Annotated in this window: 11 protein-coding genes; 7 read left to right on the plus strand and 4 right to left on the minus strand. The window is 45.2% G+C overall.

What is annotated here, in order from left to right:
• Positions 1-4 precede the first annotated feature (4 nt).
• From lon to AC1EK1_RS05195, 3 genes are all read right to left on the minus strand, one after another.
• The gene (gene lon / locus AC1EK1_RS05185; protein ID WP_480305962.1) at positions 5-2,542 is read right to left on the minus strand and encodes an endopeptidase La; all 2,538 of its coding nucleotides are present in this window, start codon (positions 2,540-2,542) and stop codon (positions 5-7) included.
• A gap of 344 nt (positions 2,543-2,886) precedes the next feature.
• Positions 2,887-6,471 carry a pyruvate:ferredoxin (flavodoxin) oxidoreductase gene (gene nifJ, locus AC1EK1_RS05190; RefSeq protein ID WP_480305964.1) on the minus strand — a complete coding sequence of 1,195 codons (3,585 nt, stop codon included), beginning with the start codon at positions 6,469-6,471 and terminating at the stop codon, positions 2,887-2,889.
• Between the two features lie 62 nt (positions 6,472-6,533).
• Positions 6,534-7,715 (minus strand): AAA family ATPase, encoded by a 1,182-nt coding sequence (locus AC1EK1_RS05195; protein ID WP_480307261.1) that lies wholly within the window; start codon positions 7,713-7,715, stop codon positions 6,534-6,536.
• 699 nt (positions 7,716-8,414) lie between these two features.
• Between AC1EK1_RS05195 and dnaA the strand changes: the two genes are divergently transcribed.
• The 7 genes from dnaA to hemW all read left to right on the plus strand — a co-directional run bounded on the left by dnaA (position 8,415) and on the right by hemW (position 16,726).
• On the plus strand, positions 8,415-9,779 hold the full coding sequence (dnaA, locus tag AC1EK1_RS05200) for a chromosomal replication initiator protein DnaA (RefSeq protein WP_480305966.1): 1,365 nt from the start codon (positions 8,415-8,417) through the stop codon (positions 9,777-9,779).
• A 31-nt stretch (positions 9,780-9,810) separates the two neighbouring features.
• Positions 9,811-10,848, plus strand: a complete 1,038-nt coding sequence (gene mltG / locus AC1EK1_RS05205; RefSeq protein ID WP_480305967.1) for an endolytic transglycosylase MltG — start codon at positions 9,811-9,813, stop codon at positions 10,846-10,848.
• A gap of 206 nt (positions 10,849-11,054) precedes the next feature.
• Positions 11,055-13,262, plus strand: coding sequence for an anaerobic ribonucleoside triphosphate reductase (locus AC1EK1_RS05210; protein WP_480305968.1), 2,208 nt, complete (start codon positions 11,055-11,057; stop codon positions 13,260-13,262).
• Positions 13,255-13,758: an anaerobic ribonucleoside-triphosphate reductase activating protein gene (gene nrdG, locus AC1EK1_RS05215; protein ID WP_480305969.1), complete on the plus strand. Its 504-nt coding sequence runs from the start codon at positions 13,255-13,257 to the stop codon at positions 13,756-13,758. Before AC1EK1_RS05210 ends, nrdG begins: the two co-directional genes overlap by 8 nt.
• 604 nt (positions 13,759-14,362) lie before the next feature.
• Positions 14,363-14,968, plus strand: coding sequence for a hemerythrin domain-containing protein (locus AC1EK1_RS05220; protein ID WP_480305970.1), 606 nt, complete (start codon positions 14,363-14,365; stop codon positions 14,966-14,968).
• Between the two features lie 21 nt (positions 14,969-14,989).
• Entirely contained in the window at positions 14,990-15,577 is a 588-nt protein-coding gene (locus AC1EK1_RS05225; RefSeq protein WP_480305971.1) for a response regulator transcription factor, read from the plus strand.
• Positions 15,578-15,595: 18 nt separating this feature from the next.
• Entirely contained in the window at positions 15,596-16,726 is a 1,131-nt protein-coding gene (gene hemW, locus AC1EK1_RS05230; protein WP_480305972.1) for a radical SAM family heme chaperone HemW, read from the plus strand.
• Positions 16,727-16,762: 36 nt separating this feature from the next.
• Here the strand turns inward: hemW and AC1EK1_RS05235 are convergent, their stop codons facing one another.
• Positions 16,763-18,481, minus strand: coding sequence for a hypothetical protein (locus tag AC1EK1_RS05235; RefSeq protein WP_480305973.1), 1,719 nt, complete (start codon positions 18,479-18,481; stop codon positions 16,763-16,765).
• Positions 18,482-18,498 lie beyond the last annotated feature (17 nt).

Genomic DNA, 18,498 nt, shown 5'->3' on the forward strand with positions numbered 1-18,498 from the left:
GCTATTACTTGTTTTGATTACGTTGATGTGCTACTTTTTCTGCTTCGTGAGCTTTTCTGACGCGCTCCATGAGGTCTATCGGGTGGTCGACTTTGTCGTTGGAGAGGGCATGGCTGATGACTTCACTGATGTCGGTGACGTACACAAACTCTAGTCCTTTCACGTAGTCCGGCTTGATCTCATTGATGTCTTTTTGGTTTTCCTTGCAGAGGATGATTTTGGTCACCCCCGAGCGCTTGGCCGCCAGTATTTTTTCTCTGATACCTCCTACGGGGAGGACCTTTCCTCGGAGAGTGATTTCTCCGGTCATGGCTATGTTGGGCAATACCTGCCGTTGTGTGAATGTGCTGACCAATGATGTGACCAAGGTTATTCCGGCAGATGGACCGTCTTTGGGGATGGCCCCCTCGGGTACGTGTATGTGTACATTCCAGTAATCAAAAATCTCTGTAGGAATGTCGTACATCTGGGCATGACTCTTGAGGTACTCAAGTGCCAAAATAGCTGACTCTTTCATTACATCACCCAGGTTCCCGGTGATGGTCATTTTCCCGGATTTGCTTGGGCTTGGTGCACTCTCCACCATCAGGATTTCGCCACCGACACTTGTCCATGCAAGGCCGGTGACGACACCTGCATACTTGTTGCCATCGTACTTTTCTCGGCTGTACTTGGGGGTGCCGAGGTAGGTCTTGATGTCACTTTTCTTGAGGCTCACAGGGAAGTAGGTCTCTATGCACTCCTCATTGGCGAGTGCGGCCTTTTTGACCACTTTGCGGATCACTTCGCTGATGCGCTTGTCGAACTCACGGACTCCACTCTCTCTGGTATAGTCCTCAATGATATCTGCAAGGATGGGGCGAGATATCCGGATATCTCCATCGTTTAGTCCTACTTGCTTTAGTGCCTTGGGCAAAAGGTGTTTTGTGCCGATCTCCACTTTCTCTTCTTGAATGTAACCGGTTACCTCGATCATCTCCATACGATCTCGTAAGGCGGGGGGAATGTCTCCGACGCTATTGGCCGTGGCAATGAAAAGGGCTTGGCTCAGGTCGTAGTCAATGTCTAGATAGTTGTCGTGGAAGGTGTTGTTTTGCTCGGGATCCAATACTTCCAGAAGGGCAGATGACGGGTCACCCTTGTAGTCATTGCCTAGCTTGTCAATCTCGTCTAGTACAAAGACAGGGTTGCTACTGCCGGCTTTCAAAAAACCCTTGATGATCCTACCGGGCATAGCCCCGATGTAGGTCCTACGGTGTCCGCGTATCTCGGCCTCGTCGTGTAGTCCACCAAGGGATATTCTTACGTAGTTGCGACCAAGTGCGTTGGCGATACTTTTGCCCAAAGAGGTCTTTCCTACACCAGGAGGCCCATATAAGCAGAGGATAGGTGCGTGAAGGTTTCCCTTGAGCTTGAGGACAGAAAGGTGTTCGAGGATGCGTTCTTTTACTTTGTCCAAGCCAAAATGGTCTTGGTCCAATATGCTTTGTGCTCTGCCTATATCAAAGTTGTCTGCCGTAAACTCTTGCCATGGTAACTCCAACAGGGTCTCCAGGTACTGCAACTGTATGCTGTAGTCCGGACTTTGCGGAGCCATGCGTTGTAGTTTTTTGATCTCTTTCTCAAAGTTGTCTAGATCAGATTCTTTCCATTTCTTCTCCGAAGCTCTATTCAGAAGGTCTGTGGCCTCGTCCTCATCGTCCTCGATTTCTTTGCGGATGACACGCATCTGTTGTTGGAGAAAGTACTCCTTTTGTTGTTTGTCCATCTCGTGTCGGGTGCGTTGTAGGATCTGCTGACGCACTTCCTCTTGTTCGCAGATGATGCTGAGTAGCTTGTGGGCTATGTAACCGCGTTGCTTGAGGTCACTGGTCAAGAGGAGAGATATTTTCTCTTCCATCTTTTCCGGGAAGTTATTGGACGCAAAGTTGATGATGGTCTCCGGGTTTCGTAGTTGCTTGAGAGACTCTACAAACGGCTTTGGCGCGTCCCCACGCATTATCAGGACTCGGATCATGGTCTCAAGCAGAGACTTGGCAAGCTGTTGGTACTCCATGTCTCCTTGTCCGGGACTATAATCCTCAATAGGTGTATAGCGACCTCTCAAAAAAGGCTCTCGTTGGGTATAGCTGTCCAAATGAGCGCGACGTTTGCCTTGTATGATTATGGTCAGAAGATCTTCATTGACTTGCATGACCCTAAGGACTTCTGCGATGGTCCCCTCGGCTATCACAGCCTTGACAGAAGTCGGATCTTCTTCTGTCGGATTCTTTTGAGTGACCGCCAGTATGTGTTTGTTGGGGGCAGTCTCCAAATAGTTGAGTAGATTTTTGGAGCGGTCTCTGCCTATTATTACCGGTATGGCAACGTTGGGGAATACTGTGGCATCTCGCAAAGGAAGTACGGGCAGTGTTTTTGGCAAACGTGCGATGTCTTCGTCATAGGTTGCAGAGTAGTCATCATCTGGTAGGATCATAGGCATCATCTGCTTGAGACTTGCACTTCCATCTGTGAGGTCCATATCTATATCAATATCTATCATTGTGATTGGTTGTCTACCTTTCTATCAAAACATATGTTGTCGTTGTGGCATTTGATCAATAGAGTACCTACAATATCTGTGCCATGATGCGCAAAGGTACCTAATTAAAAGGTTTGTCTATATCTAACAGCGTAAATAAACCCTTGTTTTGTGTACTCGTGACAGTTTGGTGATATCAATGCCCTTTCAGTACAGAAGATTTTGGAGCAGTCTGTTGGGCTTATCTTTGTAAATGTGTGTCACCTCCGGTTTTTCGAAAAGTGTTTCGAAACGAGAATCGGGTGCGCCAAAACTATTGTTTTGACGCACCCGACTAGGGATAGTTATTGGGTGATTACCAATCCTTATTGTTGGCTGTCGGTCACCTCATTTTCATCGTTGCTATGATACTCCATCGCCTCAAATCGTTTGTACTTATTGTAGCGATATTGAGCATCTGCTTTCGCTGCGGCAAATAGTTGCTCAGCCTCTTCGGGGAATTGTTTCTTCAGTGATAGGTAACGAACTTCCCCCATCATGAAGTCATGGAATTTGTCCCAATCCGGGTTTTTGGAGTCAAGCTGGAATGGATTCTTTCCTTCTTCTTCCAAAGTTGGATCCCAGCGCCATAGGTGCCAATAGCCACACTCTACTGCGCGTTTTTCCTCATCTTGAGATTTGCCCATGCCGCTCCTTAGTCCATGCTCAATACATGGTGAGTAGCATATCACGATGGATGGCCCGTTGTAGGCTTCGGCCTCGCGGATGGCTTTGAGGCATTGGGCTTGATTGGCTCCCATGGCTACCTGTGCTACGTATACATATCCGTAGGAGGCAAGCATCATGCCAAGGTCTTTTTTGCGTATACGACGTCCACCAGCGGCAAATTTGGCTACAGCTCCTCTCGGAGTGGACTTTGAACTCTGTCCACCCGTGTTGGAGTAAACTTCGGTATCAAGTACCAGTACGTTTACGTTTTCACCAGAAGCTAAGACGTGGTCCAAACCACCGTAGCCGATGTCATATGCCCAACCATCACCTCCAATAATCCACTGAGAGCGTTTAGCCAAATAGTGTGAGAGTTCGCTGACTGCCTTGCAGGCGTCACAGTCACTGTCTTTTACTGAAGCCGTGATCTGGTCAGCCAGTTCGCGTGACTTATCAGCATCGTCTCTATTTTCTAGCCACTGGCTAAGGAGTGCTTTTGCTTCGTTGTTGACACATGCCTTTTGGCCGGATACAATCTCCTCTGCTAGGTTTACAAGTCGAGTCCGGAGTTTTTGGTATGCTAGGTACATACCGTATCCAAATTCAGCATTGTCTTCAAATAGTGAGTTGGCCCATGCCGGTCCGTGTCCACACGCATTCACAGTGTACGGGGTTGATGGTGCGGAGGCTGAGTATATTGATGAGCATCCGGTGGTATTGGCTATGATCTGATGATCTCCAAAGAGTTGGGTTAGGAGCTTTACGTACGGAGTCTCTCCACACCCGGCGCATGAACCACTAAACTCAAAGAGGGGTTGTGCAAATTGCGAGTTTTTAACATTTTGGCGCACATCGACTAAGTGTGCCTTGTTGGTCACTTCGCGTACTGAGAAGTCCCAGAGAGGAGCTTGGCCTAGCTGAGACTCGAGTGGTAGCATCGTCAGTGCCTTGCCATTTTTGTTGCCTGGACAAACATCAGCACAGTTGCCACAACCGAGACAGTCCATTACGTCCACTTGGATCCGGAACTGTGTTCCCTTGAGTGTGCGACCGATACTATTCAGGGTGTTGTAGCCTTCTGGCGCCTTTTCTACTTCGGCCTCATCCAGCAAGAATGGACGAATTGTAGCGTGAGGACAGACGTATGCACACTGGTTGCACTGGATGCAGTTTTCGCTATTCCATTCGGGAACATTGGCTGCCACACCACGTTTTTCGCTAGCTGCTGTGCCGTTTTCCCAAGTGCCATCTTCGTACCCCTTGAAGAAGCTGACGGGGATAGAATCGCCTGCTTGGGCGTTTACCTTGCGAACAATATTGGTAATAAATGGTGTGTCTGTCTCATACTTGGGATCTACGTCATCTGGTAGGTTAGCCCATTCCGGCTTTACCTCTACCTCTACCACTTGTTCACCGCGCGCTACCGCCTCATAGTTTTTGTTGACTACGTCTTCGCCTTTCTTCCCATAGCTCTTGACGATGAATTTTTTCATCTGCTCAACTGCTAGGTCGTAGGGGATGACGTTTGAAATCTTGAAGAAGGCAGACTGTAATATTGTGTTGGTACGATTGCCCATGCCGATCTCCTGTGCGATCTTTGTCGCATTGATGATGAAGAAACGGCAGTCGTTTTTTGCTAGGTAACGCTTTACACGATTAGGAATATGTGCCTCAATGTCTTCTTTGTCCCAGATGGCATTGAGAAGGAAGGTGCCTCCCTTTCTGAGTCCTTTGGTGATATCGTACATGCGTAGGTATGCAGGTACGTGACAGGCTAGAAAGTGTGGGTTGTTGACGTAATAGGTTGATCGAACCGGAGTGTCTCCGAAGCGTAGGTGTGAACAAGTGAAGCCTCCTGACTTCTTGGAGTCGTATTGGAAATATGCCTGGCAGTACTTGTCTGTGTTTTCACCTATGATCTTGACGGAGTTTTTGTTGGCTCCCACTGTGCCGTCAGAGCCCAGACCATAAAACTTGGCCTCATAAAGTCCGGTGTTGATCTCAAAATCATCTTTGAGTGGAAGTGAAGTAAAGGTTACATCGTCATTGATACCTATTGTAAAGCCATTTTTCGGCATTGACATCCTAAGGTTGTCATAGACTGCCAAGATCTGCTCGGGGGTGACATCTTTGGACGACAGTCCATACCTACCGCCAACGATAACTGGGCTTTTTTCTTTACCATAAAACACGCTCTTCACATCCTTGAAGAGGGGCTCTCCGTCTGCACCATGTTCTTTGGTTCGGTCAAGTACCGCAATGCGCTTTACCGACTCGGGTAGGGCGGATAAGAAGTGGTCTGCTGAGAATGGACGATATAGGTGTACACAGAGCAGTCCGACTTTTCGGTTTTCATGTTCACGAAGATGGTCAATGACCTCTCTTGCTGTCTCACAGACTGATCCCATGGCGATGATCACATCCTCAGCATCTTCTGCTCCGTAGTAGTCAAAAAGATGGTATTGCCTTCCAGTAATCTTTGCGATCTCATCCATGTAGTGCTGCACCGCTCCTGCTACATTTTCATAAAAGCCGTTCCCGGCTTCAATGGCTTGAAAATAGATGTCGCCATTTTGTGCAGTGCCTCTTGTTACTGGGGCATCTGGATTGAGGGCACGCTTTCTGAAAGCTCTCACAGCGTCCATGTCTACGAGCGGACGTAGATCCTCCATGTCAATAGCCTCTATCTTTTGAATCTCATGTGAGGTCCGAAAACCGTCAAAGAAGTGCATGAAAGGCACCCTGGTCTTGATAGTAGCTAGGTGTGCGACAGGAGCCAGGTCCATAACCTCTTGTACTGATCCTGTGGAGAGCATAGCAAATCCTGTAGCCCGAGCCGCCATTACATCTTGGTGATCTCCAAAAATAGATAGTGCATGACGCGCAATAGATCTTGCAGCCACATGGAAAACTGTGGGCAAAAACTCTCCGGCGATCTTGTACATGTTGGGGATCATCAGCAACAGACCTTGGGAGGCTGTGAAAGTTGAGGTCAGAGCTCCGGCCTGTAGCGATCCGTGGATGGTTCCAGCTGCTCCGGCCTCGCTCTGGAGCTCTTGTACCCGGACGGTTTCACCAAATAGGTTATGACGGCCATTTGCGGACCAGTCGTCAACCAACTCTGCCATTGTAGACGATGGAGTGATGGGGTAAATGGCGGCCACTTCGCTAAACATGTATGCCACTGTAGCGGCTGCGGTATTACCATCGCATGTGATGAATTTTTTCTCTTTACTACTCATATCGTTTCTAGTGAAAATATATATGGACTTTGTTTTCTGTATTCAAATGGTGTGCTTAATATTTAATATAAAAAACCAAATAACCATAGTGGAATCCGGTTTTGATCTCCCACCATGATGTCATCCAACACATAGTAGGTGTCGTTTCTTGATCGAACACCGGCATGTGGTAGGGTTTTGATGTGATGTTTTCTGTCAATGACGAAGTCTGCTGAAGAGACCTCCGAGATTTCTACACTCAGTCCTGCGTTATGCACATGAGATAGGACAAAAACCTTGCTTATATCGGCATTTGTTGGCTCGTGCGGATAAATAGCATTCAGGATATTTGTATCGTTGATGAAAACCGAGTCGGGCTTGCGAGGAAATGTGGCTTCCCCTTTGTATAGTAAGCGGATCATACCCGCATCACTCAAGTACCTGAGGTAGTTCATGACAGTCGCACGGCTTGCACCAATGGCCTCACTGAGCTTTGTTATGTTGGGTTTGGCCTGCTTGTCCGTTGCCAAAACGTACAGAAGCTGACGGAGCTTATGTAGGTATGAAGGGTCAATCTGACGGATATATACTATATCTACCTCTAGAAGCATGTTGAGGTTCTTGACCAATAACTCACCGAATAGTGTATTATCTACTTCCGGTGGGTAATATCCTTGTGTTAGATAGGCTGGCAAGTAATCGTGCGGATGCAACTCACTCACAACCTGTGAGGCATAGTATCTGTGGTGACGGAGAAGATCCTCAAACCTAATGGGCTTGAAGTCTAGCCCGGAGTGGTAGTTGAGAAACTCCCTGAACGAGAAGCCATGGAGATCGTATACTCTTATAATCTCTTTTAGTGCGCCAAAGTCTTCATCTAGGGTCATCACTGATGAAGTGCTAAAGACGATGGTAAGATCCGGGAGTTCTCGATGGATTTTTTCTAGGTCGCTAACCCACTGTGGGTACTTGAATATCTGGTCTAGCAATAGGACTTTTCCCCCAGAGGCAGAGAATTCTTTGGCAAAGTCCGTCAGAGCATACACAGAGAAGTAGAAGTGGTTCATGTTCACATAGAGAGAGGTTTCTGCCGGCCAATGCTCTTGTGCGAAGTCCAATAAAAAACGGGTTTTCCCTATGCCACGTGGTCCTCTGATGCATATCAGTCGGTCGTTGCGATCAATTTTGTCCATCAGATCACGCCGTATTACACGTTGAGGGTCTGCCCTTTTCATGCGTTTGTATGCTTTGTAGAAAGCTTCCATCAAAGTTTTTTCACCAAGTACTGCTCCATGTATATGTGGTCACTACTTTTAGGTACAGCCTATTCGTAATGCTCGCCAAATTTAGGTATAAGTTTTTAGTTTTGCAAACCATGGTTGGCAAAACTGGTTGGATGATCGGCGATTAACTTATATTTAATGAGTGTATAAGTGATCTTCACGGCTAATTGCGATGCATAAGATTAAAAAGGTGTGCGCTTGAGAAAATATTCCTTTTGCCCATACGTATGTTGATTTTGGACGACCTTGTACTTGAGCCTGGAACTAGCCTGTTTCAAAGTCGAAAGCAGTTGATTTTGTAGTGTCAGAATGTTTGAGTATAGCAACTTTGTGTTGTTTTTTTATTAACATTTTTTCGGCACTTTCTCAAAGGACCTTTTATACAGATCGTTATGTGTTTGAGTGGCTTTAAGTGGCTGTCTATCAGTTGTGTATTTGTAATGTCTTGAATCCTACTACTATGCGTCAATGGGGGCAGATTCTCATTTTTTTGTTTCAAAATGTTTGATAATCTTTGCGGTGAGAAGCTTGAAGAGGGGGCACTTCCGGGACTCTAAAGGCTTCTTTTTTTTGCTCAGAAAAACTCAATAGATATTTTCGAGGACTCGCATATTCGGAGAGATTTCGGAATTGTGTGAATCGCGTTTTAATAGACAAGATAAATTAGGTATCACTCGCAAAATGACCGCTGCGCTCAAGACCCAATGGGATAGATTTTTGGAAGTAGTGCAACAAAAACTTCCTGCTACGACGGACGACTACAAGCAGTGGTTCGAGCCGATCAGACCTATTAATTGGGAAAATAATGTCCTAACTATACGCGTACCTTCAACCGAGTGCTATATGCGTATTGAACAGAACTATCTAGAAGTGCTGTCTAAGGGGCTGATGGTGGCATTTGGTCGTAGTGTGCAACTTCAGTATCAGATACCTGATAATCGTCAAGTTCTTGAACCAACGGATGGAGAAAGGGTTGATATGGCCTCTTCCGAGGGAAAAGTAGAGAAAAAGGCCCCCTTTTTGACGCACCTGGATAGCCGTCTATCGTTGGATGCATTCCACGAAAGTATCTGCAACCGTCTTGCCTATTCTGCTGCAATAGGCATTATTGAGAGTCCAGGAAAGAATGCTTTCAATCCTTTGTTTGTGCACGGTGCATCCGGGGTTGGAAAAACACATATCATGCATGCCATTGGTAACGAGATCGTTACCAGAATGCCAGATAAAAAAATTGTCTACGTACCGGCCCAGACGTTCAAGCGTCAGTTTGTCACAGCTACCATTGTGGATAAAAATACGGACAATTTTTTTGACTATTATCAAAATATAGATGTCCTGCTGATTGACGATATTCAGGAGCTAAGTGATGCGGTTGCAACGCAAAATGCATTCTTTCAGATATTCAACAACCTTAAGTTGCTAGGAAAGCAGATCGTTATTACGAGCGACCGATCTCCGGCAGAACTCAAAGGACTGGAAGAGAGGCTGTATACACGACTGAAGTGGGGACTTACTGTGGAAATTGGAAGGCCTGACGTACAGCTTCGGAAGATTATTCTAAGGAATAAGGTGGACGAGGCGGGTGTTGAGTTGTCTGATGATGTTTTTAATTTCATCGTTAAGCATGCCAAGGACAATGTGCGTGATCTTGAAGGAACGCTAACCTCTCTACTGGCGCATTCTCTATTTAGTGACCATCCTTTGAATCTAGAGCTTGCTAAACAAGTGATGGCTCAAACGGTTGGTATTGAAGAAAATGTACTTACGATCAGCGAGATATTGAAGGTGGTTGGAGAGTACTATAACCTTTCTAAAGATGATATTGTCGGCAGGAAGCGCACGAGAGTGGTCACGACAGCTAGGCAGGTGACCATGTATTTGGCAAAAGAGTACTCCGACGCATCACTCAAGGCAATAGGTCGAGAGTTGGGAAATAGGGATCACTCTACTGTGATCTATGGGCATAAGAGTGTCGACTCACTGAAGGCAACGGATGCAAGGCTAGCCAAAGAGCTCAATGAGATCGTTGAGTTGCTAAATATTTAGCGCACCCTAGACCTATTGTCCTGCGTTTTCTATGAAAAAGAGAGAAAAACTGTCTGTGCTCCCAATTGCCGGAGGGATTGCACTTCTCTCTTTGATCTTTCTGTATGCCTATAACCGATTATTTCGTTTGCCCAACTATAATGTTGATGGTAAGGGTGGGGTGTGGGTATATGTATATCCTGGCTCTACATGGAAGTCTGTGACAGACACAATCTCTGTGTCGATGAATGCGTCGCACTCATTTGACTTGTATTTGTACTCGCTGACTAGATCCGCAACCTCACCCAAGGTGGGTGCCTATCTAATTGGACGAAACAGTACTACTAGGCAGGTGTACAACTTACTATTCTATGGGTTACAATCACCAGTGGCTCTAACAATAGGCTCCGTGAGGCAGTCAGGATCTATGTGGAAAAATGTATCGCGACAGGTGATGTCTGATAGTCTCTCCATTGCCCGTGCTATGACAGATACCACTATGCTTCAAAAGCTGGGTATTAGCGACAGCACTGCACTCTACCACATCCTTCCAAAAACTTATGAGGTTTGTTGGTCCATTTCTCCGAACGATCTAGTCGCTCAATTGGTCAACGAATATAGTCGATTTTGGAGTGCACATCGGCAAAAGCAAGCGCAGTCGTTAAACCTAACACCTCGACAGGTAGTTGTGTTGGCTTCGATTGTTCAGGAAGAAAGCAACAAAGTTGACGAATACCCAATGATAGCAGGGTTGTATCTAAACCGGCTAGAGCGTGGCATGCCTCTTCAGGCTGATCCGACAGTCAAGTACGCTTTGCAGGATTTCAGTATTAGACGTCTACTGAAAACACACTTGAGTGTGGATAGCCCATACAATACTTACCGGATAAAGGGGTTGCCTCCAGGGCCTATACGGGTGCCAACCCAAGAGGCTATAGACGGTGTTCTCAATGCGACCAGCCATCGGTATTTATATATGTGTGCCAAGCATGACTTTAGCGGCTACCATACCTTTGCTGAGTCCTATAATGAGCATCTGAAAAACGCTGCATTGTATCAGCGTGAGCTAAATGATCGTAATATCCATTAATTAGTCATTAGTCATTAGTTTCTATGAGATATATCCTTGAATTCTGCCGAGGATAGGTGTTTGTTATTCATTTTGGGGAACTTTTTTCTGAATCCTAGAGAAAAAGTTCCCCAAAATGTTTTACCGTTTGACTTTTTCTGGCTAGATTTGCGTCAGATAAAAGCAATGAAAATAACTAAGTAGATCACACAAACAATCACACGACCATGATAAGGACTGTTGTAAAGCGTGACGGAAGAGTCGTAGACTTTGACGGAGAGAAGATATGTGCGGCTATCAAAAAAGCGATGGTACACACTGACCTAGGAGAAGACGAGCAATTGGCATGCTCTATTGCTAAGTATATCTGTGGTGTAGGTAAGACAGAGATGACAGTGGAGGAGGTTCAAGATCTTGTCGAGGAAGAACTCATGAAAAGCGACCGCAGGGATGTGGCAAAAAAGTATATTGCCTACCGCGATCAGCGAAATGTCGCAAGAAAGGCAAAGACGAAGGATATATTTTTGGAGATAATAGAGGCGAAGTCCAATGATATAACGCGAGAAAATGCCAACATGAATGCAGATACCCCTGCGGGTATGATGATGAAGTTCGCGAGCGAGACGACCAAGCCCTTTGTGGATGATTATCTGCTTTCTCCATCTTCTAAGTACGCTGTGCGAGACAACCTTCTTCATATTCACGATAAAGACTACTATCCCACACGTAGCCTGACATGCGTACAGCACCCCCTTGATCAAATACTTAAAAATGGTCTGCATGCAGGTCATGCAGAATCACGTCCGGCAAAAAGAATTGAGACGGCTTCGGTGCTCGCTTGTATTTCTCTTGAAACAGCGCAAAATGAAATGCATGGTGGACAAGCAATTCCTGCATTTGACTTTTATTTGGCACCTTTCGTCAGGAGTAGTTTTGTTGAAGAGCTAAAAATACTTGAGCGACTAACCAATCAAGATCTATCTCACCTATATGATATCCAGGTCGATGACTTTGTCATCAAGGATCTTGGCACGCTAGATGGAGAAGAGCGGTTATTGCAACATGCTATCAACGAAACCGTGACACGGGTTCACCAGTCTATGGAAGCATTTATACACAACATGAATACCATTCACTCACGAGGCGGTAATCAAGTGGTGTTTAGCTCTGTCAACTATGGAACAGACACCTCTGCGGAGGGTCGTTGTATCATTCGCGAGTTGCTCAATAGCACAGAAGAGGGCGTTGGTGGCGGACAGACAGCTATCTTCCCCATACAAATATGGAAGAAAAAGAGAGGGGTGAACTATTTGCCTAGTGATCGCAACTATGACCTATACTTGCAGGCATGTAAGGTGAGTGCGCGGAGATTCTTCCCTAACTTTTTGAATCTTGACGCCACATTCAATCAACACGAGCTTTGGCGAGCTGATGACCCCCATCGCTACTACTATGAGGTTGCAACCATGGGGTGTAGGACGCGGGTCTTCGAAAATAGATTTGGTGAAAAGACAGCTATTGGACGTGGAAACTTGTCGTTTTCAACCCTTAATCTTGTGCGATTGGCGCTAGAGTGTCGTAATGTCTCAGAGGAGCAAGAACGACTGGCTTTGTTTTTTCATAAATTGGACAACCTCCTTGATGTTACCGCTTCTCAGCTCAATGATCGATTTGATTTTCAAAAGATGGCGGCACCAAAACAATTCCCCTTGTTGATGTCATCGCTTTGGGTAAATCACGACCAACTGGAGGGAGAGAAAACCATCGAGAAGGTTATCAATCAGGGAACTTTGGGGATTGGCTTTATTGGGCTCGCAGAAGCACTAAAAGCCCTGATCGGCTACCACCATGGAGAAAACGAAAAGGCCCAAAATTTGGGGCTGAGAATTATTAGGCACATGCGTGATAGAGCCAATGAGTTCTCCGAAAAATATCAGCACAACTTTGGAATATTGGCTACTCCTGCGGAAGGCTTGGCAGGAAGGTTCACGAAGCGCGATAAGAGAGATTATGGCGTTATTGAGGGAGTGACAGACCGCGACTACTACACCAATTCCAATCATGTTCCGGTTTACTACAAATGCAGTGCCCAGCACAAGGCAGAGATTGAAGCTCCCTATCATGAGCTGACGAGAGCCGGTCATATTTTTTATGTTGAGGTTGATGGTGACGCAGCTCACAACCCTCAGGCGATACAAAAAGTTGTAGATATGATGGATGACCTAAATATGGGGTATGCGTCAGTCAATCACACGCGAAACAGATGCTTGGATTGTGGCCATGAGGATGCCAAGAAAAGCGAAAAAGTTTGTCCTAAGTGTGGTAGTGAAAATGTAGATCGTCTGCAACGGATAACAGGGTATTTGGTAGGCACAACGGATCGATGGAATAGCGCCAAGTTGGCAGAGCTAAATGATCGTGTGATTCATGAATAGCACTTCAGAGATCCGGGTACTCGACATTCTTTTGGACACAACGGTTGATGGCCCGGGTTTTCGGACGTCTATATACTGTGCCGGATGCGCACACCACTGTTCGGAATGCCACAACCCTCAATCATGGAGTTTCTCGGGCGGTAGGCTATATACTGTCGATCAGTTGTTGCAGGTTATTTTGGATCAACGCTACGCTGATGTCACATTCTCAGGTGGTGACCCCTTTTACCAAGCACAGGGATTTGCAGAGTTGGCACGCAAAGTCAAAACGCAGTCCCAAAAGACAATCTGGTGCTATACCGGTTTTTTATATGAAGACCTCTTGCGATTGCCGAGTGCCAAAGACTTGTTGACGTACATAGATGTACTTGTTGATGGCCCATTTGTACAAAGACTTTATGATCCCGATTTACCTTTTCGTGGAAGTTCAAATCAAAGAATCATTGATATTCCTCGATCATTGCAAGCGGATCAAGTATTGGAGTACAATATGTAGAGAACATTACTCTTGGCCATGGGGATTGCGTTTTTACTCATAACACAAGAGTAATGCCTTATATCCACCCTAAGGGGGTTAGCCTCCCTTAGGGTGGAGTTTGTTTAATCTACTTTTGTCCCACTAACGATTGGAAAACATTCGATTTCAGGGGTGAAAAAGTGCCTTTTGGAGGCATTGAAAATCAGACGCTTGTAGAGGACCTCAAGTGTCACGGATAGAAGCGATCGGTTTCACGGATAGAAGCAAAACTTTTCACGGATAGAAGCGTTCGCATAGACGGATCAAAGATTTAGATCCTTTCTATCCCGTCTCAGCAACTCAAAATGTGAACCAGCCAAAAAGTGCCTCACTGGCTAGATGGTGACTGCTTGTCAGATGTTGGCGAAATTGACTATATTTGATATTCGACAAGACTAGAGGAGTTAACAGGCCTCGGTATGGTTAGAACATAAGCAATCCTTTTATGACAACACAATACAGAACCTCCCCCGTTTGTGGCAAAGCTAAACGCCACTATACTCCATCGTCAAAGATGGCAGACTTACTATGTGATCACTATTGTATTTTTCTTCTTATTTTCAACTTTGATATCAAGTTAGGCATGGGGGAAAAGACGATCAAGGAAGTCTGTCAAGAATACAACATTGATGTTGATACATTCATCTACTTGGTTCATTTTCTCCTATGGGGAGATCTTGCCAATCATCACGCCACGGGTGGAGTTCCGCAAAAATTGGATATTCCGCTACTCATAAAGTTCTTAAAAAGGAGCCACTCCTACTTTTTAGAGTACCGCTTGCCACAGATTCGCACACGCATCCTAGATGTACTCAGTACGACTTCACAGGATGTAGAGTTTGTCATCAAGCGTTATTTTGATGAGTATGCAGAGGAAGTGAACCAACATATGTCGTATGAAAACAATGTTGTATTTCCCTATGTGGAAAATCTACTAAAGGGAGAGGCTTCACCATCCTATGCTATACAGATATTTGAACAAAAGCATGACCAGGTAGAACTTAAAATGCTTGAGCTAAAGAATATTCTCATCAAGTACTATACCGGAGGCGACCCTCTCCGAATGAACAACGCACTGCATGAGCTATATACTTGTGGCGATGAACTGTATATACACAATGCCATTGAAGACTTGATCTTCATACCCTGTATCAAGGAGATCGAAGAGTCTGCCAGGAAGTCAAAATAAAATCACTGACGTGGTTTCATTATGGAATACGAAATTCTACTTGCGCTCCCTACTGATGATCTGAATCAACAGATGGAGCATCTTCTCAAAAAAAAGACCAATATCAAGTGCCACATAACACGTGTGACCGACCCTTACAATATCCAGGATATCTTGAAAGAGCGTCGTCCGGAGCTTGTCCTGGTATCTCCTATCATTATCAGTGACCTAATGATCCCACTAATCAAGGAGAAAACAGGGCTTGTGAATACTAAGTTTGTCTCCTACTGCATCACGGTATTGGAAAAGCAGTATCAAAAAAACTTTGACGCAAAAATAGAGATTGGAGATAATCCGACTGAGATAGAGGAGCTAATAGCAGATGCACTTGCCGTGGATCTCAACCAAGATGATGAGCAAGTGCTGACCCCACGTGAACGCGAAGTGGTCATTGCTGTAGTAAAGGGGCATACCAACAAAGAAATTGCGGAAGAGCTTTTTTTGTCCACCCATACAGTCATTACGCACAGGAGAAATATTGCCCGCAAGCTCAATATCCATAGTCCATCTGGACTAACGATTTACGCCATTATCAATAAGCTTGTAGAATTAGACGAAATCGCTAAATAAAGAGGTTTTTGATTGCTTGTGGCAGGAGTCTACATCCATATTCCCTTTTGCCAGACAAAGTGCAGGTACTGTGATTTTTACTCTGTTACTAATGCTCGTCAACGTGATGGGTTTACTAATGCACTTCTCGTAGAGATCAGACAAAGAGCATATGAGCTCAATGGTCACTCGGTCCAAACTATTTATCTAGGAGGAGGTACTCCATCCTTGCTCAGTAGTGCTCAGATCGCTTTGATTCTTCAAGAAATAAGAGCTGTATTTCATGTAGATCCAAAAGCCGAGGTGACTATGGAGTGTAATCCCGGAGACTTGAGTGATCTGAGTATCCAGAACATAATACAAGCCGGAGTAAATCGCGTGAGCATTGGTGCCCAGTCTTTTGACCCAGGCGTCCTCTCATTTTTGTCCCGCCGTCACGACGCTGATGAGACAAGGGAAATGTTTACTTCATTTAGAAAGGCCGGTGTCAAAAACATTTCGCTAGACCTAATGTATGGCATTCCCGGAACATCTATAGATACACTAGCTCATGACTTGTCGGTGGCTCTCTCATTGAGGCCGGAACATATATCGGCCTACCATCTTATTTATGAAGAAGGAACGCCTTTGTGGAAAGACTTGCTTGAAGGAAAAGTGCAGGAAGTCGATGAAGAGCTAAGCTTGGAGATGAGTCATCTTGTCCACGAGATGTTGACACGCCATGGCTATGAGCACTATGAGATCAGCAACTTTGCTTTGCTTGGATATCGCTCGTTGCATAATTCAAGCTACTGGGCAGGGGTGCCATATTTGGGGTTTGGCCCTTCGGCTCATAGCTATGTGCACCCTTGGAGGTCATGGAACCCCTCGGACTTGAATCTTTATTGTAGCCAACTGCTCTCCGGGGCGCATTTTTTGGAGCGTTCGTATGAGAAGATCACGCCGAGATTGGCGTACGAAGAATATATACTGACACGCCTTCGAACCTCTGATGGTATTGATGTTGTGGAGATCAATGAGCGTTTTGGCACCGAATACTATTCACATACCCTGGGTATTCTGAGAAGGTTGGTAGAGGAAAAATATGTAGAGGTTGTCCAAAACGAACAGTTTCGGTTGACACAGTCCGGGATAGATCTATCTGACGGCATCATTGCTTCTTTTTTCTGACGGCAGCACTTTCGGTTATTTGTGCATCTGTCGTAGTTATTCACCGGAGTACATTTTTAGTAGAACAGATTCAAATGGTTGGATCGAAAGAAAGAGTCGCTTCTTTTTTACTTTCCCTTTTTCTTCAACAGTTAGAAACTGGTTCATTAGACGAGGATCACCAACTGTCGTCGGACTTTCTGGTCTGAACCGCAATGCCTTATACTTTGTTGGCCGAAAGTCCTTACCTTTCATCTGTATGGTATAAGGGAGGGGATGACGAGTTGTATTTGTGAGCTTTAAAAAAAAGATTGAGTTGTCACTGTTGGAGGTAAGCGAGGTATATAGACCATTATCATCGTTGGAGTCTTTCTCAATTCTCCTTAGGATCTCTCCGCTATATTCTCCATAGTGATAGAGGTAGTCGTACAGCGGTGTTGGACGGTAGTCTCCACCCTCCAGCAAGAGAATAGGCATATCTTCCATGTTCGGAGAAATTAGGGGATAGAGAGCAATTCCCCTAATAAGATGAGCATAATTTTCTGCTTGGATAAGAAATGCTGTCCGAAGTGTTAGTGGAGGAATATAATGGTCTAGTGTCAATGAAGAGGCAAAGTGAACTTCACCTAGCATAAATGGCTGTGATTGCGAAAATAATTGGAGCGCATCAGGGGGCAGAAGGGATGAAAAATCGGGACTGAGGAGCACAGGAAGAGCAAAGTCACAGATGTAATCACTATACGGCTGTTTATCATTGGTCAACCATGTTCCTGAAATAAAGTTTGTACGAAGCGTGTCTTCTATAAAAGATTTCTCAATTGCCGTAAAGCGCTTTTGATACTCTACCGCAGGCATATTATAGCCGAGTTGTAGAAGGAGAGAGTCGTATTGAGCGACTTGGAAAATGTGCTTGAAGTACTCTGCTCGCTTAGTTACGAGTGCTATATCCTCTATCCTCTGAGCTGCAGAGGGATCTGTGAACCCAATGTTTTCAACCAAGATGGGTTGGGCACAAATTGCTCTTGATAAATTGATGAAGTCCCTAGCGGAAAAACTTCCGGTGTATTCCGCCCCGTGTATGGTCCATATAGGAACGGAGTCTGGGTGACTCCCTTGAAAGTGAAGAGGGTATGTACCAGGGTAAAATCCATTCGCAGTAGCACCATCCGGAAATCTAAGGAAATAGGGAGAAAGAGGCTTTAGCAGTTTGTCCAATGAGATTCGCTTCTCTGGTTCTAGCCAGACGTCATCAATATCAATACTAGGTTCGATATGAGAGCTATTCCCCATACTTATCATTGATGGAATTGCCTGAATCCTGAGGCAAACACTGTCTTGATCCTCTAGTGCTGTAAGAGTGGTCTGGTAATCGTTCCAGTCGCTATATGGAGTGATATTGGTTAGATTGCTGATGACACGGGTTGGGGATAGGGATACAAGACAAGCTCGAAGGGAGCAATTGTCACTTTGCAAATGGGCTTTGAATCTAAATGATTGACCTTTTTTGACTTTGAAATAAGTCTTGTTTTCCAGCGTTGCAAAGGATATGCTGTCTTTTTGAGCAATAGTGATGGTATAGTAATGGTTATTGGTTTTATTAGATTTCGTATCGACCCTTATAAAACCCTTTCCTCCACATAAAACCCAAGGATATACATAATCAGGAAGAGGATAAAAAGTCGTATACCCATTAGGCGTTGTGACGGTTTTTGCCGTGTGATCGTATTTCCCATTTGTGAGAGTCGGGGCCAGATCAAATGAGCCATTGACAATCATGTTTTTAGTCAAAACGT

The sequence above is a fragment of the Porphyromonas sp. C0026D3 genome (genome assembly GCF_056590775.1).